Origin of the sequence: Kurthia zopfii, assembly GCF_003143955.1 — a bacterium.
GTDB classification, from domain to species: Bacteria; Bacillota; Bacilli; order Bacillales_A; family Planococcaceae; genus Kurthia; species Kurthia zopfii.
Map to the genome: position 1 here is coordinate 75,056 of NZ_QFVS01000003.1, position 24,665 is coordinate 99,720.

A 24,665-nucleotide genomic window follows, 5' to 3' on the forward strand; every position below is an offset into this window, starting at 1 on the left:
TTAGTTATACTTCTTTAAAAACGATGCGACTTTCCCTGTCAGTTGCTGTGCTTCCACTTGTTTTGTCGTTCCAATCAATTTCGTTAAATCGGTATGCGACAAGGTTGACGCAGAAAATAACTCTACTTCATTCCCAGCACTCTCCACTTCATTCATAAACGAAGTAGTTGATTCATCTGGGCGTGTAATAAATAACATCGGGGGCATTTTTTTATTTTGAATATAGTGAGAAGGTGAAGCCAGTTTCCACTTCTCCTTATTTCGACTAAATACTGTTTTATACATTTTATTTTCTTGAACAAATTGAGGTATATTCAATGGTCCTTCGATTTCAATGATCGAATGAATATCTTTTAACTCAAGATTTTCTTTTTCTAAATAGCTTTCATCTGAAGCAATTAAAGTCACGAGATGCCCTCCAGCTGAATGGCCCATTAAAGTGATTTTTTCAGCGTCGAACTGATATTCATCAGCATAGTCTTTCACCCATTTTAGCGCTGCGGCAATATCTTCTCCCATATCACGATAATTGGCTTTCGGGGCAAGGCGATAGTTTACAGAAATAAATGTATAGCCCATATCATTGAAAAATTTCGGCTTATCTGCCACATTTTCTTTATCTCCAGCCATCCAGCTTCCACCATGAACATACAAAATAACAGGTGTTTGATCACCCTTTTTAATGGATGGCTTATATACTTCTAAGTTTTGTTTTGACTGTGGTCCATATTGAAAAGTTGTCTGCTCTGCTGCTTTTGGCTTGTTTGGTAATACTAAATAATAATACATTGCACCACTACCAATTGTAATAACTCCTAAAATCGATACGACTTTTCTCCAAAGCTTTTTCTTCATAGATGCACCTCACAAATTAGTCTCCTCAAAACTATTCCCCATTAAATCAATTTAAGTCATAAAAATATTCATTCTGCCATTTCTGTGTTTTTGTAGCTGTTGGATTCAGCTCAGATTCCCAACTTGGGTAGACCCGAATAGCCATTTTCCCTTTTTGAACATCATTTCTTAAAATACCTTGTTTTTCTAGTCGTGCAATCGGAAAAACAAACATGCCTTTCTTTCCTTCATCATCGACAAAAATCAAATAATGCTGTGGTTCATCGTCAACATGAAATGCCTGATTTTTATTGTGAGCATCTTTCTCCCAAAATGCGACGAAATAGCCCTTTTTCTTAGGTGTTTTCTTTGCTAACCTCGAACGTAAAACACCTTCATTACTTTTGATTAGTAATCCTTCATATTCTTCATTTTGAATTTCTTCTTTTAAGACTGTATATGTTGCGAATGTAAATTGCTTCATCAGTTCAATGGATTTATACAAAAAGCTCACCTAATTCTTCCTTTGTTAATATGCGAGATTTTTGATCAATATATTTTTTATAATGCCCTTTCACTCGTGGAATCGGCACATATGTAAAATTAATTTTGGGTTCTTTAATCACTTCGTAAGCCATTAATTTTTCTTTATTTTTCAGTAGCGTCTCTTTTAGTTCAGGCATCTGTTGTGCTGCGAGCTGTCCCTGTTGTCCCCATCCTAAAAAGATCATGTCACTATTATTAATTGCGGTTTCGATAAACGTTCGATTTCTTCCTTGATATGATTTATTCGCATTCGTAAAATCATCTTCAATAATACTTGAAAGGTTAATAACATGTAATGCATCACAGTCATGCAATTTCGCAAGTTCAATTAATTGGGTAACTGTTCGATCTGTTGCGATATGTGAAGCTTTGCTTGGTGCTTGTAAAAATGCGAGCAAAGTCTTTTCGCCTCTTGCCCATCTTTTTTCTAACATATAGCGCTCATTTTTTTCTTCATTGAAAACAGCTAAACCTGCAACACTATTGTAAGCGCCTAGCTCAACTTGCAAACCGAATTCTTCTGCTAATTGATCAATCCACATATTAACCCCTCCTATTTCGTTCTTATTCTTATTTTAGCACAGAAAAAAAGACGAGGACTAATCCCCGCCTTGATCTTTTAACTATTTAAGCTTAGTACCAGCCTTTTTGTTGCCAAGCTGATTTAGCGTTATCCCATGAACCGTAACGATCTTTAACATATTTATCAGCTACGCGTTCTTGGTTTGCTGGCGAGTAGTCACCGTTTAAATAAGAGCGGTCTAATTGGTATTTACCAATGTATTTACCTGTTGCGCTACGTGCATTGTAGTTATTCGTTGATTCTTTGTGTGCGATCCAGCTTTTTGCTGAAGATGAAGAACCTTGATAATTTGAAGAAGTCGAAGCTTTCTTCACTGGTGCTTTGTAAACCGGTTGTTGTTTCACTGGAGCTTGTTGTACCGGTGCTACTTGTTTTTGCTGTACTGGAGCTGGTGCTTTATACGTTGTTTGAGTTTGAACTTGTTTCACTGGCGCTTGGTAAACTGGCTTTTGTTGAATTGGAGCTACGCCGTTTCCGCCTACTTCTAATAATTCACCTGCATATATTAAGTCTGTTGATAGACCGTTTAGTTGTTTTAAGTTTGATACGGTTGTACCGTGTGTTGCTGCTAATTTTGATAGAGTATCACCTGATTGGATTTTCACTTCTTTTGCTGAAGCTGAACCTGCGAATGCGACTGTTGAAAGTGCGACTGCACCTGTAATTGCGATTAGTTGGTTTTTCATAATGTTGAATTTCCTCCTCGGTTTTTCTAACTGACACAACTATACCAAGGCCAAATTTCACTTCAATGACAAAACGATTGCTCGAATGTTACAGCAGTATTACAAGAGGGTGGAAAATCCTACTAAACTGAGCGTTTCATTTCGAGGTAAAAACAGAAAAACCTCTACGACGGGTTATAATGGAAGGATGATTTTTCCAAAAAATCGACTGAAATTGAAATTTCAACGCTCAATTTTCATCAAAATTCTTCATTTTTTCTTTAAAACCTTCGAATATACCCCTTATTTTTATCTTTAAACCCCTCGAATATTACAAAGCACATCCATTTAATTGTTTATTCAACCTTTTATTTCCTGAAAAACGCGGTTAATTCACATCAAACTAAATAGAACTAGCCAGCGTTTCTCTAGGAAATCTAAAATCGATCTAATTTTCTTCTTTCTTGAAATCAAACTTACGATTAAATCACTAATATTAATTCCACTTTTATCATTCTCATTTTTAAGCTTAGAAGAAACTCAAAAAATCGCACAAAAAAAGACGAGGAAGATCCTCGTCTTAAATTTCTAACTATTTAAATCTTAGTACCAACCTTTTTGCATCCAAGCTGTTTTCGCATTTTCCCATGAACCGTAACGTTCTTTAACGTATTTGTCAGCTACGCGCTCTTGGTTTGCTGGTGAATAGTCACCGTTTAAATAAGAACGGTCTAATTGATATTTACCAATGTATTTACCTGTTGCACTACGTGCATTATAGTTGTTTGTTGATTCTTTCATTGCGATCCAGCTTTTTGCTGAAGATGAAGAACCTTGGTAGTTTGATGATGTTGAAGCTTTTTTCACTGGTGCTTGTTTAACAGGCGCTTGTTGTACTGGTGCTGCTTTTTGTACTGGAGCCGCTTGTTTTTGTTGTACTGGAGCTTTATAAGTTGTTTGAGTTTGAACTTGTTTTACTGGTGCTTGGTAAGTTGTGTTTTGAACAGGAGCTTGTGTCACTACGCCGTTTCCGCCAACTTCTAGTTGTGCACCTGCAAAGATTAGGTCAGATGTAAGACCGTTTAATTGTTGTAAAGTTGATACTGTTGTGTTGTGCGTTAATGCTAATTCAGATAAAGTATCACCTGATTGAATTGTAATTTCTTTTGCAGAAGCAGCTCCTGCGAATGCTGTAGTTGAAAGTGCTAATGCACCTGTAATTGCGATTAATTGCTTTTTCATAATGTTGAATTTCCTCCTCGGTTTTTCTAACTGCACTAACTATACCAAGGGAAAATATCAAATCCGTGACAAAGTAATTGCCCATTTGTTACAGCGATATTACAAGCGCTGTCAAATATAGGGATAATGTTGTCGCATTTTCTTTAATTGTGTCGAAAACGCACTCAATTCAAGGTTTACAACAACCATTTATTAACAGTTTCGTCATCATTTTTTGGTGTAATACCCGATAAAAAACTTCTTAAACATCGAAAAAACCATTTAAAAAGAATTAATTTCATGTTTTTTAAGGGTGATTTTACTCGTTATGTTACAAACGACTTCTTTTTATTTCCTTTTATACTATTTTACTGGAATTAATTATTCAACATGCTCAACCATATGGAAAATTATCGGAAAATATTCTTGCGATGCCATCTAAAGTATTTTTTATTCGCTTCTTTACGTAGTACTTTCATTTTTACATGAACATCATATTTACCGTAATCAATAGATTGAATACGCTCTGAAATAATAATTGCACCGGTTCCATCAAATGCAATATACCCTTTCTTATATAGCGTCGCATGATTTTTACATAGAATTAATCCATTATATGCATCCATTCTTTCATCTAATGTGCATTCATGCCACGGTTTTGAGTGAGCTGCTTCTAATAACTCAGGTAATTCAATTCCACAAAGTGCGCATTGTTCATCCCATAATGGTGCAACATGTCGCTTGAAATTTTCAGCAGATTGTCTAATTTTCGTTCGTAAATCCATTTCCATCTCTGCCATCATCGGCGTTAATAGATCTTGTTCCTTGTGAATGACTGTTTCAATCGCCAATTGCAATTGCTCTTGACCAACTGATTCAATATTATTAATTTGAATCAAACTAAGTAGCATTAAAGCTAATTGTTCATTACAAGGAAATAGATAGCCTTGGTTACCATCTCCATTTTTTCGGAATGGTGAGTATTTAATAGGAAGAAACACTGAAATTTGATCAATGACGTCTTTAATTACAAGAGGTTTAGGTAATTCAAAATAATTCAGTTTTACAAAATATCGGTCGCCCGCTTTAATATAATTCTCATCTGCCACACTGATGGCTAAAATCTCGCCATGCACACAGTGGAAAATTTGATCACCTTTTTGGACTTCTTCGATTCGTTTCCATGAATGTGGTGTTTTGCCACCTCGATCTTTTTGGTCAGTCCAAATCATCCCTGCTTCTCGATCTTCTTCATATGTATTTCCTTGCATCACAATATATTGATTCATACACGATTGCCCCTTTTAAATGTTTCATTAGATCCAGTATATCGCTTTTTCATTAAAATAGAAAAACTGACTCAAATGAATGAGTCAGTTTTTGAGTTTCTTCTATTATATAAGCGTTCCGTCTTTTACGACTACTTTACCATTTTTCACGACAGTATTTGTATGATTCATTCCATAGAAATATTGTAGTTGTTTAAAGTTCGGTACATTTAATAGAAGTAAGTCTGCCTTTTTCCCAACTTCAATCGTTCCAATCGAGTCTTGACGATTGATTGCATAGGCTGCATTGATTGTTGTGGCACAAAGCACTTCTTCCATCGTCATCCCCATATTCATACATGCTAGATTTTGAATAAAAGGAAGACTGATTGTTGGCGAAGATCCTGGATTAAAGTCTGTTGAAATCGCGACTGGTACACCTCGATCAACCATCAAACGTCCTCTTGCATAAGGTGCTTTCAAGAAAAATGCAGTGCCTGGTAGTAATACTGCGATTGTGCCGCTTTTTGCCATTGCATCAATTCCTTCATCTGAAGCTACTAATAAATGCTCTGCTGAAATAGCCCCTACTTTTGCAGCTAACTCTGCCCCTTCATAAGGTTCAATTTCGTCCGCATGAATTTTTGGTATTAAACCATATTTCTTTCCAGCTTCTAAAATCTTTTCAGATTGCGCAGGTGTGAATACGCCCTTCTCACAAAAAACATCATTGAATTCAGCAAGGTTTTCAGCCGCAACTTGCGGAAGCATCTCATTAATTACAAGGTCGACGAATGCATCTTCATTGCCCTTATATTCTTTTGGAACAGCATGCGCACCCATGAAAGTTGATACAAGATCCACTGCATGATGCTCTTGTAATAGCTTGACAACTTCTAATTGCTTCTTCTCTGTTGCCCAATCTAGCCCATAGCCCGACTTTGCTTCTACAGTCGTAATTCCGTGTAATAGAAAATCATTTAGATGTTCATATGTTTTGGCAAAAAGATGTTCTGCTGATGATTCTTTTGTTTTCGTCGTCGTATAGTGAATGCCACCACCAGCGTTCATGATTTCCATATAGGATTTACCGTTTAGCCGCATATTCAACTCATGTTCACGCGTTCCACCGTGGACTAAATGCGTATGACAGTCAACCAACCCAGGCATCATAATCTTACCAGTAGCATCAATTACTTCTGCTCGCTCAACTAATTGCGGGAAAGCCGCTTGAATTTCTTCAAACGGAGCAACCATTTTAATGACATCCCCCTCAATCAAAACATCCACATTTGTTTGAACAGCCAATTCACCCATTGCTTCACGCATTCTTGGCCCTTCTACTTCACTTGCTAAAGTAATGACTTCATTAGCGTTTCGAATTAATAGTGGCAATTTGATCTCTCCTAATCTTTTAACATTGGCATATTAATGCCTTTTTCTTTTGCAGTTTTAATCGCGATTTCGTAACCTGCATCTGCATGGCGAACAACACCCATACCTGGATCAGATACTAATACACGTGCGATTTTTTCAGCAGCTAAATCTGTTCCGTCTGCTACTAACACTTGACCTGCGTGTTGTGAATAGCCCATACCAACACCGCCACCGTGATGAATACTTACCCAGCTTGCGCCACCTGCTGTATTTACTAGTGCATTTAATAATGGCCAATCTGATACTGCATCCGAACCATCCTTCATACTCTCTGTTTCACGGTTTGGTGAAGCTACTGAACCTGAATCTAGGTGATCACGCCCAAATACGATTGGTGCGCTTAACTCTCCATTAGCAACCATTTCATTTACTTTTAATGCAAAACGGTGACGATCACCATATCCTAACCAGCAAATACGGGCAGGTAACCCTTGGAATTTCACCATCTCTTGCGCCATATTAATCCAGTTCACAAGCCCTTCATCATGAGCAAACATCTCTTTTGCGACTGCATCAATTTTATAAATATCTTCAGGATTACCAGACAATGCTGCCCAACGGAATGGTCCTTTTCCTTCGCAGAATAACGGACGAATATAAGCAGGAACAAATCCTGGGAAATCAAATGCGTTCTCTACACCCATCTCTTGCGCATAGGCACGAATATTATTACCGTAATCGAATGTTTCAGAGCCTTTTTCTTGGAATTCAAGCATCGTGCGAACATGCTCTGCCATTGTTTCCTTCGCTTTTCTTTCGTATGTTTTTACATCTGATTTTCTTAATTCCAATGCTTCTTCAAAAGTCATGCCATTTGGAACATAACCATTGATTGGATCATGTGCCGAAGTTTGGTCTGTCACTAAATCTGGAATCATTCCGCGATTTAGTAATTCACGATTGACGTCAGCACAGTTGCCAACTAGTCCGATTGATGATGCTGTTTTAGAAGCAGTAAGTTTTTCTACAAGTTCAATTGCTTCGTCTACTGTTTCAACTAAATAGTCACAGTAACCTTCTTTAATTTTTCTTTCGATTCTTGCTTTTTCAACTTCTACTACTAAAATTACTGCACCAGCCATTTTCCCTGCTAATGGTTGCGCGCCACTCATGCCACCCATACCACCAGTTAAAATCCATTTACCGAATAAATCTGGTGTGCCGAATTTCTTCTTCGCAGCTTCTACAAAACTTAAATACGTACCTTGTAAAATACCTTGCGCACCAATATAAATCCAAGAACCTGCTGTCATTTGACCGTACATCATTAAATTACGTTCTTCTAATTCATAGAAATGATCCCAATTTGCCCATGCTGGAACAATATTCGAATTCGCAATTAAGACACGTGGCGCATTTTCATGTGTTCTAAATACTGCGACTGGCTTACCTGATTGAACTAGCATCGTTTCATCATCTTCTAATTGTTGAAGTGTTGAGATGATTTTCTCATAGCTTTCCCAATCTCTTGCGGCTTTACCAATACCACCATAGACCACTAGCTCATCTGGGTTCTCTGCTACTTCTGGATCTAAGTTGTTCATTAACATACGCATAGCTGCTTCCTGCGTCCAACCTTTACAAGTTAGTTCATTACCTCTAGGTGCTCGAATATTTGTTTTCATCATCTGAATCTCTCCTTTTAAAATAATAAGTATGCAATTGGTGTGACAATAATCATCGTAAGGACGACTCTTTCAAACCAAATAATAATCATTTGTCTAATTGTAAGTGGGATACTTGTTGATAAAATAACTGGAATTACTGCCGAGAAGAATAAAATCGACGAGATCGACACTACAGCAATAATGAATTTCGTAATTAATGCACTTTGTGTCACAAGCATTGCTGGTAAGAACATTTCCGCAATTGATAGCGATACTGCCTTAGCTGCAAGCATTGGCTCCGGTATTTGCAATAAGTATGTGAAAGGAGCAAATAAATATGCAACCCAATCGAAAATTGGCGTATACGTCGCTAGTAGTAACCCTAATAGTCCGATTGAAAGAATCGAAGGTATTACGCCCATCGCCATGATGAAACCGTCTTTTAAATGAATTAGTAGATTTTTCGGAAGTGACGGATTCGACTTTGTCGCCATCACCGCTTCAGTCCAAGCCGCTTTGAAACGACCTTTTTTGACGATTTTCTCTGGTTGCGGTGTAGTGCCTTCCGCATATTCATCTTTGATTCGATTCAATGGATAAATTCGCGCCGTAATCGCTGTAACCGCGAAAGTTACGACAAGTGCTACCCAGAAGAATGCATTCCAATGTTCCATAAGACCAAGTGTTTTTGCGACAATTAACATGAAAGTTGCGGATACTGTAGAAAATCCAGTTGCGATAATCGCTGCTTCCTTCGCCGTGTATTTACCTTCTTTATACACACGGTTCGTTAGCATAAGTCCTACTGAATAACTTCCTACGAATGAAGCAACTGCATCTACTGCCGAACGACCTGGTGTTTTGAAGATTGGCTTCATGATTGGTTGCATGAAAATCCCGATGAACTCCAGTAAGCCGTAACATACGAGTAAAGCCAAAAATACTGATCCGATTGGGATAACTAACCCTACTGGCTTAATTAATTTCTCCATTAGGAATGGACCAATTTCAGGATTGAATAAAAATGCTGGACCAAAATTAAAAATAAGCATGATTCCTACAGCAAGTCCAACAACTTTAAACAATGACAGCACCGTATTGACAGTCGATTTATTCCAAGTTTTCGTAATGAATGGATATGCAGCCCCTAGCACTAATAGTACTAATACATAGCCATTTACAAGCATTGGCGTAAAACTGATTAAAGCGCTTACAAGATGATCTAATAAGATCGAGGATTTTCCATTCCATTCGAATGTAATGAAGAAACTCACAATCCCAATCAAACTGCAGACGATCATTTTCAAGAAAATACTCCACTCGAACTTCGCTACAGTTTGTTGTGACTCATTGACAATCACCTCGGTCGATCTTTGTAATTCCATTTTCAACACCCCTTTGTGTATATAACTGTAAACTTTTCCAAGAAAGATTTTAATAGATTAAAAACTCTGATTATAGTAATATTTAATTAAAAATAACTTATTTTAAACATAAAATAGAATTAATATACTTTTTAGAATTATTAAGGGGTGTTTATTTGAAAATCTTGATGATGGAAAGAGATTTAGCAGAATTAAAAGGGATCGAGTGGTTTCTTAAAAACTATTTATCGCATGATTTAGAGTTTTTAGCGATTACGGATGCCCAATCTTTAATTGAGGAAATCGACCTTTTTAAACCAGATGTACTCTTACTTGAGATGGAACTACTGCCAGCACAACTTGACCAAGCACTTACACAGTATAAAATACCAATTATCGCTTTAACTGCCGAACCATTATTCCAACAAGCGATGAAAGCGATCCGCATACGGGCGATGAATCTTTTTGTAAAACCAATTCCATTGGAACAGCTGAAAACCGCATTGATGAGCATTCAACCTCAAGCTGAAAATGATGTTGTCGTCATTCAAAATAGTAGTTTGTATGATGATTTATTTTTACAAAGCGAACGTCGTTTTTCATTAGATCATCAAAGTTTTTTCTTAATTGAATGCGCCCAATTTCAAAATAACTTAAAGCTCTATGAATGGTTGAGTGACCTCCCTATTTTTGATAATTTAACTTTATTACCGCTGCAAAATCGGATTATTGGGATTGCACAAATTGAAGATGATTTACAACTATCAAAACAGCTTCGACTCATCATGCTAGAATCGAGAAAATCCTTTGAAGATGAAATAAATATTGCGCTATATACTGGATTTGAAGCAAATTTATTAACGATGTATCAAAGTTGTAAGGAAGCTTTATCAAGACGTTTCTATGAAGGGTACTCGCATATTTTAAAAAGTTCAGATTCCTTACAAATAGTAAGATTAGATCCTTTATTAACACCCGATGAGCAGCAATTATGGATTGATAGTTTAGAGGATGGCGATTTAGCGACTGTTAAAACGCTACTCTACCGCCTAACTAAATCCACGACGCACTATAATCAAGACGATGTGCGCATTCATTTAACGAGTATCATTGCACAAATTAGGCGGTATATGATGAAATATCAGCTGCAACAACTTTCCCATTTTGAAGTAAAATATCGAAATCTCTTTCATTTAATATTAGAGCATCCAATTTTATACGCGATTGTCCAAGAATTCGTATTGTTCATCCAACAATTAATGGACCATATTCAAAATGCGCAAAAGCAAAGTAAGGCAGACTATGCGGAATTAGCTGTTACTTATATTGAGCAACATTTTCAAGATCCCGAACTTTGTTTGCCAGTTGTCGCAGAACAGTTAAATATTAGCGCTAATTATTTAAGCAACTTCTTCTCAAGAAAACGAGGCATTCCATTCAAAAAATTTGTGCAGCAATATCGACTACAAAGGGCTGCGGAACTACTAATGACGACTGATCACGCCATCTCTACGATTTCTGAACTGGTTGGATTTACGGATCACAACTACTTCACGAAAGTTTTCCGAGCATATTTCCAATCGACACCTTATAAATATAAAATGAAAAAAGTAGGACTCGCTAAATAGCGAATCCTACTTCGTAATTAGATATGCTTTCGACCCTTTTTGAAGTCGATAATCCCCACTTTTCTCATCTCGATAGTGAGGATCTATGAATTTCGTATCGGCATCACTCTTAGATACTTTTTTAAATACTTCAAAACTCGAATACTCTCTTTTTTTCCATACCCAAGTTGTTTTTTTGCCTAATTCTTTATGGAAAATGTTTTTAGAAAAATTATTCAGCACATTTGATTTGAAATAATTAGCGACCATAATACCTGAAGAACTAGCTGTCATAACATTCTTCTCAACCTTATTATGCTCAACATCATGTTGAAGTAATAGCTGTCCTCCGCCTAGTTTCTTCGTATCATTTCGGTAAAGGACATTTTTAGAAACCTCGCTATTGCGCGTGCCACCGCGTTTTACATCATAACCACCAATCGAAATCCCGGTGAAATAATTTTTCTCTACTACATTATTTCGAATCGTAATACGATCTGCATATTTCCCTTTATGCTCTGAAGTAGCTTCAATGCCAATATCACTGTATGAAATATGATTATCTTCTACAATAATATTTTTTCCACCATCAATGTAGATGCCGCCCGCTCCATAGTTTTTACCATAGGCAGGGTTGCCGTAAGCCGACACCTTCGTCACTTTATTATCATTTACAATGCCGTCTCGCACATAGTCATTTTTACGATTTTTCGCGACACCTTCAAAGCCAATTAAATCAATACCGATATTATCAGAATTACGAATATTATTGCCGATAATTTTAAATTGCGAAATATCGCCATTTAATACAAGCGTCTCACTCGCACCAAGTTTCATATTTTCTAATGTATTATCAATAACGCGAATATTTTTCATCGGTTCCGACCCATAAAAGGCAATCCCATGCGCATTACCTTCTTTGGCTAACGTTTTAATATTTCTCACATGATTATTTTTCAGTAAAATATTTTCACCCTTACCTGAAATATAGAAGCCCATAATCGTTGCGTCATTATGCTTCGTTCTCATATCTTGTACAGTTAGACCTTCGATTATTACATTACTTTTATTATGCATGGACACCATAGCGCGTTCTTGATTCGTATCCTTCATCTTCTTACCAGATAAAATGACCTTTTCAGAATTATGCGCTTTAAAAATAACTGGTTCTTTTTTTGTGCCACTATTTTTCACGATTAATTTCTCGTCATAAGTTCCTTTTCGAATATAGACGATTGTTCCCGCCTTTGCTACAGATGATGCTTTTTTCAATGTTTTATAAGGTGCATCTTCCGTACCCTTCGCTTGATCATTGCCATCCGTTGCCACGTAGATTGATTTTGCTTCTGCATCGCTTTTGCCACAACCTGCAACAACTGCGATTATAGTAAATAATGATAAAATCATGAATATCTTTTTCATATTACTCCCTACTTTCAAGAATCGTATCTTTCTTAATTTCGATTGTTTCCATCCCAAATTGTTCGGCAATGGGTTTAGGAAATTTAATTATTACTGGTTTTTTCGCATTTAACGATTTTTTATCTGTCGTAATTGAAATTTCTAGTTGATTTGTGACTAGTATGTCTACGGATAGTTGCTTATGTGCATCTTGAATCAATAATTCCATACCATCCTCACAAACAAATCGAATTGGCTCTGCCTTCCCCTTATATGTGCCGAACCAACTACTTCCAAAGCCTGATAACTCAACTGTTTTCGCTTCAATTACAGGCATGGCTTCCGGTTCGACCTCGATCAAATATTCAATCAGTTCACCTTCATTAAATTGAATCGCTATTTTATTTAGTAACTTTTTAATACCCGTCACTTTTCTTTCATCTAATTGAGTGATTTTTCCGGATTCACAATTATATTTAAAAAGCGTCCATTGTTGATCAACATTACTAAAATAGATTTCATTTTCAAATTCCGTACAAAACTGCACACGCTCTTTTAAAAGAATATGCTTTTTTCTCGTATCGGATTCCATCTCAACTAAAAATGCGGATTTCGGATGTGGAAAATACAGTTTTTCAGCAGTGTATGTGACATCATATACATTTGATAATCCTTTATACACTTCACTCAAACATTGAGGATAATGGGCTGAATTCCAATAATGATCCTGTTTCATAAAATCGTCCGAACGGAGAAAATAACGGTATCGAATCTCATGATTTTTCAATTTCGAACCAATATCATTCCAAGTTGAGTCAATATGATACCACTCACCATTTAACTGAACCATATTCCAGCCATGCCCTAAATCACTTTCTCCATCTGCATCACCAATCACATACAGACAAGGTATCTGCAGCTCGCTCATCATCTTTTCAAAAAGTAAGGCATATGCCATACATACCCCTTGTTTTTCATGCATAAAAGTATAGACGGTAAACGGCGAACCTGTCGTATTCATCTCATACTGATGATTGCGTACAATGTAGTCATGCACCGCAATAATCTTTTGTAAATCACTCATTTGCGGTTGAATAATTTGGTTGAGAATGGACTGAATTTCTTGAATCACCCAACTTTGCTCATCGCGTGACATTCGGTATTTCATTACAAAATCAATTTTGATTTTACTTTTCGATATATTTTTATAACTACTTTCCTGTCTCGCACAATGTTGCGTATAAAAAGGAAGTTGTAGATGAAGTAATTGAAAAGCCTCTTGCAGTAGTTCACCTAATGGCTTCGGTAAACGCCCATTCAAATAGAGCGAAAACTGGCGATCGCCTCGCTTCATATGTGTCACCATCGCTGGTAGTAATTGCTTCGCTGTAATCGTCGACAGCTTCAAGCCACCATTGTTTTGGAATTCCTCAATTGACTCAAAATAATTTGTCATGTATTTCCCTACTATCTAAAAATTTTCTTCTCCCTATAGTATACGGGATAAGTCATGTCACTTGTGGTGGTATTTTAAAAAAACCTTCACCTACTAAGAGGTGAAGGTTGTAAATTACTATCTTAAATACTTCGGTTCGATTGGGCCATATGGTGGTTCTGGCTCAATATGCACATAATTTGATAATCGAATTCGAATATCTGATGGTAAGTTATAATATTCAATTTGTCGTTGTCTTTGAAGGTTATCAAATCTCGGCGTTAAATCATGGCCAAGTTTTTCAAAAGGTAATCTCGTCAATGTTGAATACTTCGCTCCCGCTTCATATTCCTCGATTAATTGATCATATCGATTTTGATCTTCTAATTTATTTGCGCCATGCATAATTAGGAAAGTTGCACATAATCCGATGGCAGCTAGTGCGATTGGATTTTTCCCTTTCGCTAACCATCCTTCGATTTTTTCATCACAAATTAATAGTAAACAAATTACTAATAATATGTATGTTAGTAACATATTTCGTGGACCGAATGGCGTGATTAATAAGAAAGGACCTAGTAAAATGATTGCGTATAAGAAATACGTATAGAAATAGCGTTTATTTTCATTTTTTACTTTTGATTTTCCTACTATTATTAATAGCGCAATCAAATAAATACACATTAAAATAAATTCCACTACTAATAAGTAATACGGCAATGATGTTGAACTTAAACCAACTAGATTTCTAATAATGAAATACATCGCGATTACGACGACAGAGCCTACTAAATACTTTTGCCCTTTGCCGATGATTGCTAATACGATCGTAAACAATACGATGAGAATTAAATTATCTTTAAAATAAAATTCACTCCAGCTCGTGATCATCGTTGTGAATAGTACTGTGAAGTCTAATCCGCCAACTTCACGCATATTCCCTTCCGTATGGTAAGCGGTGTTAGAGAACATAATATATGCGCCGACCGCTGCACCAATTAGCCACATAATAAAGACGACTTTCTTTTCTTTATAGAACATTGCCAGTAGTAGTCCGATCACTGCCATCACAATGCTCGCGACAGAAACGTTTTCGACGAAAAACTGTCCTAAAAACGCGACAATTAATACTAAAAACAGTTCAATAATTTTCGGTTGTTTTTTCTTTGCTACATATAAAATATAGAGGATTGCCAGTAATGACGTATTGTAGTTCGCGAAACCTGCTAACCAACCATATGTCTCAGCATAAATTGCGATTGGCATAGACACAACGAGTGCTAGAATTAATGGTACGCTATACTTCCTATTTAATAAAACCCAAGTCATATACACAATCCCTGTATTTATTAACGCATAAATTGCGATTCTAAATAGTAGAGAGCGCGTAATGAATATTTCAATTACATTCCCTAAATAGCGTCCATTATAATAATCGAAGCCATTTTCAAGTCTTGACCATCCTTCTTTTGAACCCCATGCCCAATCATCACCTGAAAGTAATAATAATGAGGCAATCAATGCATAAAATGCACAGATTGATAGCCAAATGTAACTTTTCTTAAAAGTTGTAGTAATCAATGCAACTGCTCCTTATTCACTCTTTCCGCTTTGAAGACGGCTTTTTTTGAAATAATGTAATTAATGATGACTGCTAACACTTGTACAACAAAAACAAAAATAAATTCATTTAATAATGCTGGTGTTCCTATAAAACCTTTTGTTATAGAAGATGAGAACAGAATAAAATCATAATTAATTAAATTTAATCCTAAGAAATGGATGATTTCTTTTGAGTATGCTACGACCGCAACATAGGTAATTGCCAAATCTAATGCAAAAACAAATGCTCGACCTGCGATAAATCCTGATAGTTGTTTTAATAAATCGAAAGGCTTCCATTTACGATCTTTGAAAACAAAGATTTTATTCGTAAAGTATGCAAATAGGATTGCTGAAACCTGCGCTGTAATTACTGCCCACATTGAGTTTCCAGTAATATTTACAATTAAAAACCTCGTTAAAAAATAGACTGCTGTAGTACCAATTCCAAATATTAAATAGAGTATTTTTTCATTTTTAAGTAATCGATTCATTCGTTTTATACACTTTCTGTTTTCGCAAATCTTTGCGGCACTTGAATTTTTTCGAGTTCAATTGTTTCACCTGTGTATTCTTGAACGAAATAAAGCGGTCTATTTTTAGTTTCGTGGAAGATTTTCCCTAAGTATTCACCCATGATTCCTAGTGAAATTAGTTGGAAACCACCCAGCAGTAAAATCAATGTTACGAGCGTTGGGTAGCCTGGTACACTCGTTCCGTAAATTAATGTCGAAATCAATATATACACCATATAGAGTATCGAACTTACTGAGAGAATGCCGCCTAAAATACCTGCGATTTTGAGTGGGAATGTCGTGTTTGATGTTAAGCCATCAATACCGAGCTTTAATAAATCCATGAACTTCCACTTAGTTTCTCCAGCAAATCGTTCTTCTGCATCGAAGTGGACTTCTTTTTTACGGAAACCAATCCACATATACAGACCTTTTGTATACCTTTGCGTTTCTTTAATGCGGATAATACTATCAATGCATACACGATCTAATAATCTGTAATCGCCTACACCTGGTAATACTTCCACTTTAGAAAATTTGATTAATAATTTATAATACATTTCGGACATTTTCTTTTTTATAAAACTTTCGCCTTTTCGCTCATTCCTTTTGCCGTATACATCAAGATACCCGGCCTCCCAATGTTCGACCATTTCAAGAATCACTTTAGGCGGATGTTGAAGATCTGCATCCATCGTAATCACTGCATCACCTTGGCAATAGTCAAAACCAGCAGCCATCGCAACTTCCTTGCCATAGTTTCTAGATAAGTCTAATAATTTTACGCTCGAATCTACTTGAGCTAAGGCTTTTACCTTATTAACACTGTCATCTAAACTTCCGTCATTAATAAAAAGGAACTCAAAATCATACTTTTGAGTTAGAGGTTTAATCGTTGTTGTTAGTTGCTTATAAAATGCATCGATGTTTTCAGATTCGTTGTACATCGGCACACATATTGAAATAAGCTTTTTCAATACTTACACCCTTCCATATATTGCTATATTTTGATTTTGTAACAATTTTAACATAAATTTATTATGAATTGTTATTTTTTCATTATTTAATAAAATCTATGCATAAAACGCTAATTTGCCCTATAAATAAGTAAATTTACAGTAAGCTAATATTACATTTCTCTAATAAATCTTTCAATGCTGGTCTCGAATTTCCATCTCGACCTACGATTTCATGTGCTGTAATCATCGAGTTCAATACCGCTTCCTCCGTCGCTTCACCTACTGCTCGAAAAGCGACATCGATCACTTCTTCTGGAATTTGAGGAATCGCTATTAATTTCGTTTTTTCATCATGCGGAATTTTTGTCGCTGTCGAAAATCCGATAACAACTTCTCCGCTACCTGTTGTTATAATCGAGCCTGTTCGTGATAGCCCTGTCACCGTTCTTTTTAAAATCCTTTGAAGTTGTCTTTCCGAAACCGGTAAATCGGTCGCAACAATTGTCATGATCGAGCCTTTATCTTCTTCCTTATACACTTCATCGAGTTTTTGCTTCAATTGCTGACCAACTGGATTCCCTTGAATCATAAAGTCTTTTAATATGCCAAAGTTCGTCAAAACGAGTACACCTAATGTATACGAGCCAAATTCGAAGTCCATTATTCTCGAAGCGGAGCCGATTCCTCCTTTTAATGAATAGCAAAGCATACCCGTTCCTGCGCCGACTGCTCCTTCTTCAAATACTTCATGGCAGTTAATCAGTGCTTCTCGTATATGCTCGGGTTTAACATATTTACCGCGGATATCGTTGATGATCATATCATTACATTCACCAATTACTGAATTCACCGTACCTGTCGTTCGCCCAATTTCAGGATTCTGTTCTAACATATAGTCAATTAAAGTATCTGCTGCAACACCCGTACTTAAAGTATTCGTCAAAATAATCGGTGTTTCAATCGTCCCAAGCTCCGCCAATTGAACCGTCCCCATTGACTTACCAAAACCATTGATGACATGGCTTGAAGCGACTAATTTTTCTTTAAATACATTGCCACTATGAGGGAGGATTGCCGTGACACCCGTCTGCATATCCCCTTCACTCAAAGTGACATGCCCTACTTTTACCCCTTCGACATCTGTAATCGCATTTAAACGCCCCTTCTTCATTTCCCCAATCTCAATTCCATAATCTCGAATTTTTTTCTTATTATGCATTTAAAGCACCCCTTTATTTTATGTAAAAAAAGTTACACCTTTATCGCTAAAGATGTAACTCTCTGTTCTATTCCCCTACCATGCCATCATTATCATTATCACGCATGTATTGATATAACCAATGATCTCTTGTTATCGGCATTTTATAGCCCGCTGCTTTAGCTTCAGCAATCGTTACTTCACCATTCCCATTCGTATCAACTGAAGCTAAATTACCACTAGCTGCTGGCGCATTTTGCTTCGGTGCTGTTGGTTTTGAAGCAGCTGGTTTTTGTGTTGTTAATCCTTGTTTTGCATTTTCTTGATCAGGGTTTTTATTGTCAAATTCATCGACAATTTTTTCACCACGTAAAGTGTACGTATATTTGTATCTAGAAGGGATTTGCGTTGTCGTATTCGGATACGTAATAATCGCTTCGAAATTCGTCGCTCCACCTGCATCACGCATTACTCGCTCCATATAAGCTTGATCACCATGACGATTTAATGTACTATCTTGTGGCGTAATATTGTACGCATTTGAAACGCCACCTAATGAATCCGCAATAATATGCCCTTCATCAAGGTCTGAACGCTCCACTCCTGGAACTTTCGCTTCATCAGAATAGTAACGACCTGTTGATTTTACTGGCTCTGTCGCATCATCCTGCACAGTAATTCGATCCGCAATTACGCGCACTAATTGACCATGTTCATTCGTAAATGCCCAATATTTACGATCACCAAAACCAATATCTACGACTACTTTCGACTGTCTAGTTCCCGATAAATCGCCACCATCCACTACAATTAAAGTGTAGCCTGCAAACTGATCTTTCTTCGGTTTTGGTTTTGGCTTTGGTTTTTCTTCTTTTTTCTCTTCTACTGGTTCTTTCTTTTCAACAACTGGCTCTTCTTTTTCCTCTTTAACCGGCTCAGCCTTTTCTTCTTTCTCCACTGGCGTAACTACTTCGGCTTCAGCTTTCGAATCCGTTACCGCAGCTTCTTCTTCATTCGAGCAACCTACTAGTAAAACTGCCATAAAAGCAGCTACTAAAAAACTCATATTCTTTTTCAATTTAAACGCTCCTATATCTCTAAATATTATTGTATAGGTACATTTTAACAGAAAGAAAGTTAAAAAACGTCCAAATTCCAAATATATGGGTTTTTTTATTTAGTTTTCACTTTAAAGTAGCGCATTCCTTTTGGTACACCTTGCAAAGCGAGTTTACCGGATAGAGCTAATTGAATGATGCGGTACTCAATAAATCGATCACCAATATATTGTTCTAAGTTACCGATGACCTCTCCAACTGCTCTTGCAGCTAGTATAAAATCACCTTCTCCGCCAGCTTCTTTCACCATTTCTAAAATAAATTCATCGAAATAGGACACTTGCACAGTTTTAACTTTGCCATCTTCCCAAATTCTAAGCATACTTTCATTTTCTGTTAATTTTTCCCATTGTTTTTCGAATTCATGAAGTACATCTTTCGAAAGTAATGTTTGCGAATTTTCATCTTTTAGCAGCGTATTTAATTGCTCACTATACACTTCTCCAGTGTAACGAACATCATATAATTTATTCGGATTGACCCAAATAATTTCATTCGAATGATGCTTTAATTGATCCAGTATAAACATTAACGCTGTCTGCTCATGCGCATTCTCTCCAGCCCAAATATAAATTGGGTGAGTTGCAGGAATCGTAGAAAGTTTTTCAATATTATTCATACAATTCTTCTCGTATGAAAAACTCTCTTCATCTTCCATATTCAAATGACCATCGAGCCACTCATGACGCTTCGCAATCCCTTTTGCCTCATGTAACTCAGTGATTGGTGCAATTGAAAAAATATCATCAAAACAAATAACATTTTCTTGAATCGCCATCTTCAAACTGCCACTAGTTGAAACTCCAAAGACGATATGTGTAGATGAACATTCAGTCGCCTCTATTTGTTGAGATTCCACTGATCGAATTAAATCACCGTATGTTTCTTTCACGTCTTCAAAAAAAGCACTCGCATCTATTTTATTCTCCTCAACCGATTTCATCTCCATGAAAATATATTGAAGTAACACTTTTGCATCTTTCTCACTAATCGAATTTAAGATTGAACGAATTTCTGTAAACATTGTAAAACCTCCAAATTATTTATTATAAGCTTCAATTATTTTCATTGTATTATTTGCTACTGAACTACCTAAGGATGAATAGAGCTTTTTATCCCCAATAATATAAAGTTCCTTTTTCGCTCTCGTCGCCGCAACATTAATAATATTTGGTTGTTCTACTGCCCAATTAGCTGCGCCTTTGCTACTCATATCTGCGCCTAACACAAGAAAAACTATATCCGCTTCTTTTCCTTGGAATGTATGAACAGTTCCAATATTAACAACTTTGTTATTTTCTTTGATTGGGAAGTCGATTTCTTCTAATGTTTTCACAAGTTTCTGAGCAACATTTTTAAACGGCGTTATAACATAGATATTTGATTTCTTAAGAGGATTATTTTCGATAATTCCTTTAATCTCTTCTTTTAATTTTTCTCCTTGTTCATGCACATATTTTTCTTTTGCTACACCAGTAATGTCATACCATTTAGAAATACCCGACGATTTTTTCTTTGGTGGTAACACCATTAAACCGTTATAAGAAATTTTATTCGAAATACTGAACATTGGGTTATCACAACGTCTATGAACCCAAAGTGGAATACCAATCCAATCATCTTCCTTATAAAAGCCAAACTGACTTGTATCATCAACAATTGTTTGTGTAGAAGCACTTTCTGAAATAAATTTCTCATCTACGTTATACTTCTTAGCAATAATATTTAATACTTTTGGATCAAGCGGCAATACTGGTTTGATTTGTTCAGGATCTCCTACCACTACAACTTTATTACTTCTAAATATTCCACCAATACTTGATTGTGGTAATGCTTGTCCAGCTTCGTCAATAAAGAGATGTCCAATACTATTTTCATTCATATATTTAAACATCTTACTCAAACTTGCGAATGTAGTACCTATTACAGGAATAGCAAAGTTAATCCAATGCCATGATTCATTTATTAATTCATAGCCATTATCCTTAGACAATTGTTGTTCTTGGTTTTTCCAAACCAATACAGCAGCCTTAAGACTTTTATAATTTTCATATAAAAACTGTTTTCTTACTTTTAGTGCAGCCATAAATAACTGCATTTGTAATTCCCTAAATTCATCTCCATACCAGGGATTAGAATTTTGAAGTTCTTCATAACTAACCGAAAGGTCTATCACTTCAATGCCCGATGACTGCAATTCATTTGTAATTGAAGTAATTTGATTATCAATTTTATTAAGCAATCGGATTTGCTGAGTTTCCCACTTTTCAAATTTAGCAATTAACTCTTTTTTTGTAGTATTTAGCTTATTAAGCGTTTTTTCACATGTTAATAATTCTTTATTTCTTTCCCTTTTACTATTTTTAATGTCATGAATTAGTTTAGTTTCATGAGCAACTAATTCCAACTGCTCGCTTACACTATTTAGGTAATTACGAATTATTTTCCTTGAAAAAATTTTTTTGAATGCATAAAAACTTGGCTTATTCGTCTCTAGTAACATCAATTTCTTTTTGGATAAATCATTTAATTCTAATTGATTTTGTTCCTCGATTTCTAAATCACCAATCATTAAATCTATGTCATTAATTTTATTTTCATTTTTTATTTCTTCGTAATTAATATGTTCTAAATCGGAAGTCAATTTATCTTCTAGATTATGTTTTTCTTCATTAAATTTCTTTTCTCGTTCAGAATAATCTCTTTTCAGCTCTCCTAATTTAATATTTTTTTCAAACAGCCCTTGCATATTTTCCTTATAACGCTCAACTTTAAATAGTATTTCATTAAACTCTTCATAAACATTTCCATCATTAATATAATTATCTTTTAATTCCAATACCATCATTTCAATTGTCGACATAAGTTTTTTAATATTTGAGTTCTTCCCACCTTCAAGTGAGAAAACGCCCCAATTCAATTTACTTTTTTCACTTTCTTCGTTCGCGATTTCGGTAAAATAATCTACATTTAATATTTCTTCGCTCACTTCATTACTTAAACCTTTTAGTTTAGGCAGATCATCAACAATGTTTTGTACAGCACCATTGTTCGAACTTGCAACTACAATATTTTTTTCAGAAATTACATTTGGTAAGAAACCAAATTTACCACTCTTAAAATATACAACGTCCCTTTCTATTTCTTTTGACTTCATTTTTGTTATATCAATCGCTTGTTTAACGATCAGGTCCGCAAAAATTTCTTTTAATAAGGTTGTCTTACCTGTTCCTGGAGGACCATTGACACTCATGATATTATTCGAATCGTTTAAAGAAAGATTAATTGCGACTTGTTGCATAAACGATGACTTATGTTCAACATCTCCTAGAAATCTACCTAATGGATATAACTTTGGTTGCAAGACGCCTTCTTCAAAAATTCTCGGATTAAAATTTGAAGAGTTTTTATTACTATCAAGATTAATTCTGTTTCCTGAAAACCCTCTTAAATATCGATTTAAATTATCTTGGTTAATTTTTTTAGCTTTTGTAAGATCTTCAATAAAAAATGAATGCAGATTTGCATCCATATTTTCAATATCGCTTAAATATTTATATCTAAAAGCCTTTAAACTTCCATACTTCAACATTAATTCATTGAAAGCTTTATTAAAATCTGTATTAAATTTAATAGCTAATTGATCTTTCACTTCATTTTCAATTTTTGTGAAATCCATTGGGAATACCTTATGTTCTTTAATATATCCACTTATTGTTAAAAATAATTTTTCTACTTCTATATTCATGTAATCATCAAAATAAATTGCAATTGAAAATTTTTCAGAGTTTGTTACATTTTCATCATTTAATTGTATTTTATATGTTGTACAAAAATATTCTATAACTTCTTTAAACTCAAAAATCCCAAAGTAAAATACAATACCTGGATTTTTTCCATAAGAACCTTGTTTTTTTATGTAATTCAAAAAGTAACTTTTCCAATCTTGCTCCTTTTTAAACAACTGTTGAATAGCTCGATCTTTCTTATTGATTGTTCCTTCAGTAAACTGCTCTATTGTAATCCACGAATCTAAAATATCACCATACTTATTCACTAATATTTCCACCTCGACTAAAATTTTCATTTTATTATTAAGCCTAACATAATATGTTCCTATGTCGTTTAACAATTGATTAATTTAGATAAAAAGACTTATAAATATTCACTATACTTCTCTTATTTATTTAAAAGCTAAGTGTAGACAACTATATCACATTGTGATACATTGAAAATACAATATATCATAATGTGATATATCAGGAGATGATACTTTGAAAAATAATGATCAATTAACAGACTCAATGTTCCATATCATGTCAGCATTGGCAAAGCCAAGACATGGTTATGCTGTGATGAGCTTAATAGAAGAAGCCTCACATGGACTGATTAAAATTGGCCCCGCTTCTATGTACACAATTATTAAAAAGCTACTGCAAAATGAATGGATTTTCTTATATGACGATTCCGATTCGAGAAGAAAGATTTATACATTAACAGATTTAGGTCGTAGCATCTTATTGAAGGATGTTGAATTAAGAAAAAGAATGATTTCTTTAGCAGAAAAAGAAATGGAGGAATTAGAATGAAGAAGAAGTATCTTATGTCTGGTGGATTGGCTTTTTCAGAGCAAAAAGATATGGATAAACTTAATAAGCTTGCAGCGAAAGGATGGCATGTTGAAAAATTTGCGCCCTTAGGTTATTCATTACAAAAGGGTGAGCCAACTAATCATATTTACTGTATTGATTATCATAAATTAAATACTGATTCAGAAGAATATTTCGAGCTTTTCCAACAATCTGGTTGGTCTCATATTGATTCGCAATCTGATTTACATTTATTCACTGCACCACCTGAAACTACGCCAATCTATACAGATCAAGAAACGAAAATAACGAAATATGAAAACTCTACAAAATCTTTAAAAACCATTTCACTAGCACTTATTCTTTTAACTTTTACTGCATGGTTTATTCATAGCCAATTAGCAAGTTCCTTACAGACAATCTCATTTACGATTGCTTCTTTACTTACGCTATTATCAATTCCATTATTACTAACAACACTTGCTTCATTCGGTAATAAATGGCGTACCGAAAATAAAGCTTTCAAGTATTTTTTAAGTAAAGCTGTACCGATTACATGTTTAATACTCGGGATCTCATCACTTTTCTTTTTGTATTCAAGCGCATGGCTAATAATTGTTTCTGCCATTATAGGTGGAATTGCAGGCGTTTTAATACTTCAATTCATTATTAAATTCTTTCTCTCAATGAAAAATGCCTAATAAGGAGGCTATCTT

At 35.3% G+C, this 24,665-nt stretch carries 21 protein-coding genes; 3 read left to right on the forward strand and 18 right to left on the reverse strand.

The features are described from left to right. From DF281_RS02120 to DF281_RS02160, 9 genes are all read right to left on the reverse strand, one after another. Entirely contained in the window at positions 1 to 855 is an 855-nt protein-coding gene (locus tag DF281_RS02120; protein ID WP_109348588.1) for an alpha/beta hydrolase, read from the reverse strand. A gap of 46 nt (positions 856 to 901) precedes the next feature. After that, the gene (locus DF281_RS02125) at positions 902 to 1,348 is read right to left on the reverse strand and encodes a MepB family protein (protein ID WP_240605499.1); all 447 of its coding nucleotides are present in this window, start codon (positions 1,346 to 1,348) and stop codon (positions 902 to 904) included. Then, positions 1,332 to 1,922 carry a DUF1643 domain-containing protein gene (locus DF281_RS02130; RefSeq protein ID WP_109348589.1) on the reverse strand — a complete coding sequence of 197 codons (591 nt, stop codon included), beginning with the start codon at positions 1,920 to 1,922 and terminating at the stop codon, positions 1,332 to 1,334. Before DF281_RS02130 ends, DF281_RS02125 begins: the two co-directional genes overlap by 17 nt. Before the next feature lie 91 nt (positions 1,923 to 2,013). Then, entirely contained in the window at positions 2,014 to 2,649 is a 636-nt protein-coding gene (gene apf, locus DF281_RS02135; RefSeq protein WP_109348590.1) for an aggregation-promoting factor, read from the reverse strand. A gap of 582 nt (positions 2,650 to 3,231) precedes the next feature. Further along, entirely contained in the window at positions 3,232 to 3,870 is a 639-nt protein-coding gene (apf, locus tag DF281_RS02140) for an aggregation-promoting factor (protein ID WP_109348591.1), read from the reverse strand. Between the two features lie 389 nt (positions 3,871 to 4,259). After that, positions 4,260 to 5,138 (reverse strand): HNH endonuclease, encoded by an 879-nt coding sequence (locus tag DF281_RS02145; protein WP_109348592.1) that lies wholly within the window; start codon positions 5,136 to 5,138, stop codon positions 4,260 to 4,262. A gap of 105 nt (positions 5,139 to 5,243) precedes the next feature. After that, positions 5,244 to 6,512, reverse strand: a complete 1,269-nt coding sequence (gene hutI, locus DF281_RS02150) for an imidazolonepropionase (RefSeq protein WP_109348593.1) — start codon at positions 6,510 to 6,512, stop codon at positions 5,244 to 5,246. A gap of 11 nt (positions 6,513 to 6,523) precedes the next feature. Further along, a complete protein-coding gene (gene hutU, locus DF281_RS02155) occupies positions 6,524 to 8,188 on the reverse strand; it encodes a urocanate hydratase (protein WP_166636052.1) in 1,665 nt (554 codons plus the stop codon). 8 nt (positions 8,189 to 8,196) lie between these two features. Next, positions 8,197 to 9,546 (reverse strand): YjiH family protein, encoded by a 1,350-nt coding sequence (locus DF281_RS02160; RefSeq protein WP_109348595.1) that lies wholly within the window; start codon positions 9,544 to 9,546, stop codon positions 8,197 to 8,199. 155 nt (positions 9,547 to 9,701) lie between these two features. On the opposite strand from DF281_RS02160, the gene DF281_RS02165 reads away from it, so the two are divergent. Continuing rightward, positions 9,702 to 11,153: a helix-turn-helix domain-containing protein gene (locus DF281_RS02165; RefSeq protein ID WP_109348596.1), complete on the forward strand. Its 1,452-nt coding sequence runs from the start codon at positions 9,702 to 9,704 to the stop codon at positions 11,151 to 11,153. Between the two features lie 6 nt (positions 11,154 to 11,159). Here the strand turns inward: DF281_RS02165 and DF281_RS02170 are convergent, their stop codons facing one another. The 9 genes from DF281_RS02170 to DF281_RS02210 all read right to left on the reverse strand — a co-directional run bounded on the left by DF281_RS02170 (position 11,160) and on the right by DF281_RS02210 (position 23,417). Further along, positions 11,160 to 12,554: a right-handed parallel beta-helix repeat-containing protein gene (locus DF281_RS02170; RefSeq protein ID WP_109348597.1), complete on the reverse strand. Its 1,395-nt coding sequence runs from the start codon at positions 12,552 to 12,554 to the stop codon at positions 11,160 to 11,162. Between the two features lies 1 nt (position 12,555). Further along, the gene (locus DF281_RS02175; protein ID WP_109348598.1) at positions 12,556 to 13,989 is read right to left on the reverse strand and encodes a transglutaminase domain-containing protein; all 1,434 of its coding nucleotides are present in this window, start codon (positions 13,987 to 13,989) and stop codon (positions 12,556 to 12,558) included. Between the two features lie 117 nt (positions 13,990 to 14,106). Then, positions 14,107 to 15,549 (reverse strand): hypothetical protein, encoded by a 1,443-nt coding sequence (locus DF281_RS02180; RefSeq protein WP_109348599.1) that lies wholly within the window; start codon positions 15,547 to 15,549, stop codon positions 14,107 to 14,109. Next, on the reverse strand, positions 15,546 to 16,064 hold the full coding sequence (locus tag DF281_RS02185; RefSeq protein WP_109348600.1) for a GtrA family protein: 519 nt from the start codon (positions 16,062 to 16,064) through the stop codon (positions 15,546 to 15,548). The genes DF281_RS02180 and DF281_RS02185 overlap by 4 nt, the downstream gene beginning before the upstream one ends. A 5-nt stretch (positions 16,065 to 16,069) precedes the next feature. Then, a complete protein-coding gene (locus tag DF281_RS02190) occupies positions 16,070 to 17,062 on the reverse strand; it encodes a glycosyltransferase family 2 protein (RefSeq protein ID WP_256595763.1) in 993 nt (330 codons plus the stop codon). Positions 17,063 to 17,198: 136 nt separating this feature from the next. Further along, positions 17,199 to 18,263, reverse strand: coding sequence for a DmpA family aminopeptidase (locus DF281_RS02195; RefSeq protein WP_109348601.1), 1,065 nt, complete (start codon positions 18,261 to 18,263; stop codon positions 17,199 to 17,201). Between the two features lie 67 nt (positions 18,264 to 18,330). Continuing rightward, entirely contained in the window at positions 18,331 to 19,320 is a 990-nt protein-coding gene (locus DF281_RS02200) for a DNA/RNA non-specific endonuclease (RefSeq protein WP_240605500.1), read from the reverse strand. Between the two features lie 95 nt (positions 19,321 to 19,415). Then, positions 19,416 to 20,384, reverse strand: coding sequence for a DUF1835 domain-containing protein (locus DF281_RS02205; RefSeq protein WP_109348602.1), 969 nt, complete (start codon positions 20,382 to 20,384; stop codon positions 19,416 to 19,418). Positions 20,385 to 20,399: 15 nt separating this feature from the next. Then, positions 20,400 to 23,417 (reverse strand): DEAD/DEAH box helicase, encoded by a 3,018-nt coding sequence (locus tag DF281_RS02210; RefSeq protein ID WP_109348603.1) that lies wholly within the window; start codon positions 23,415 to 23,417, stop codon positions 20,400 to 20,402. A gap of 217 nt (positions 23,418 to 23,634) precedes the next feature. Between DF281_RS02210 and DF281_RS02215 the strand changes: the two genes are divergently transcribed. Both DF281_RS02215 and DF281_RS02220 read left to right on the forward strand, forming a co-directional pair. Beyond that, the gene (locus DF281_RS02215; protein ID WP_109348604.1) at positions 23,635 to 23,949 is read left to right on the forward strand and encodes a PadR family transcriptional regulator; all 315 of its coding nucleotides are present in this window, start codon (positions 23,635 to 23,637) and stop codon (positions 23,947 to 23,949) included. Beyond that, positions 23,946 to 24,650 carry a DUF2812 domain-containing protein gene (locus DF281_RS02220; RefSeq protein ID WP_109348605.1) on the forward strand — a complete coding sequence of 235 codons (705 nt, stop codon included), beginning with the start codon at positions 23,946 to 23,948 and terminating at the stop codon, positions 24,648 to 24,650. The genes DF281_RS02215 and DF281_RS02220 overlap by 4 nt, the downstream gene beginning before the upstream one ends. The last annotated feature ends 15 nt before the right edge of the window (positions 24,651 to 24,665 follow it).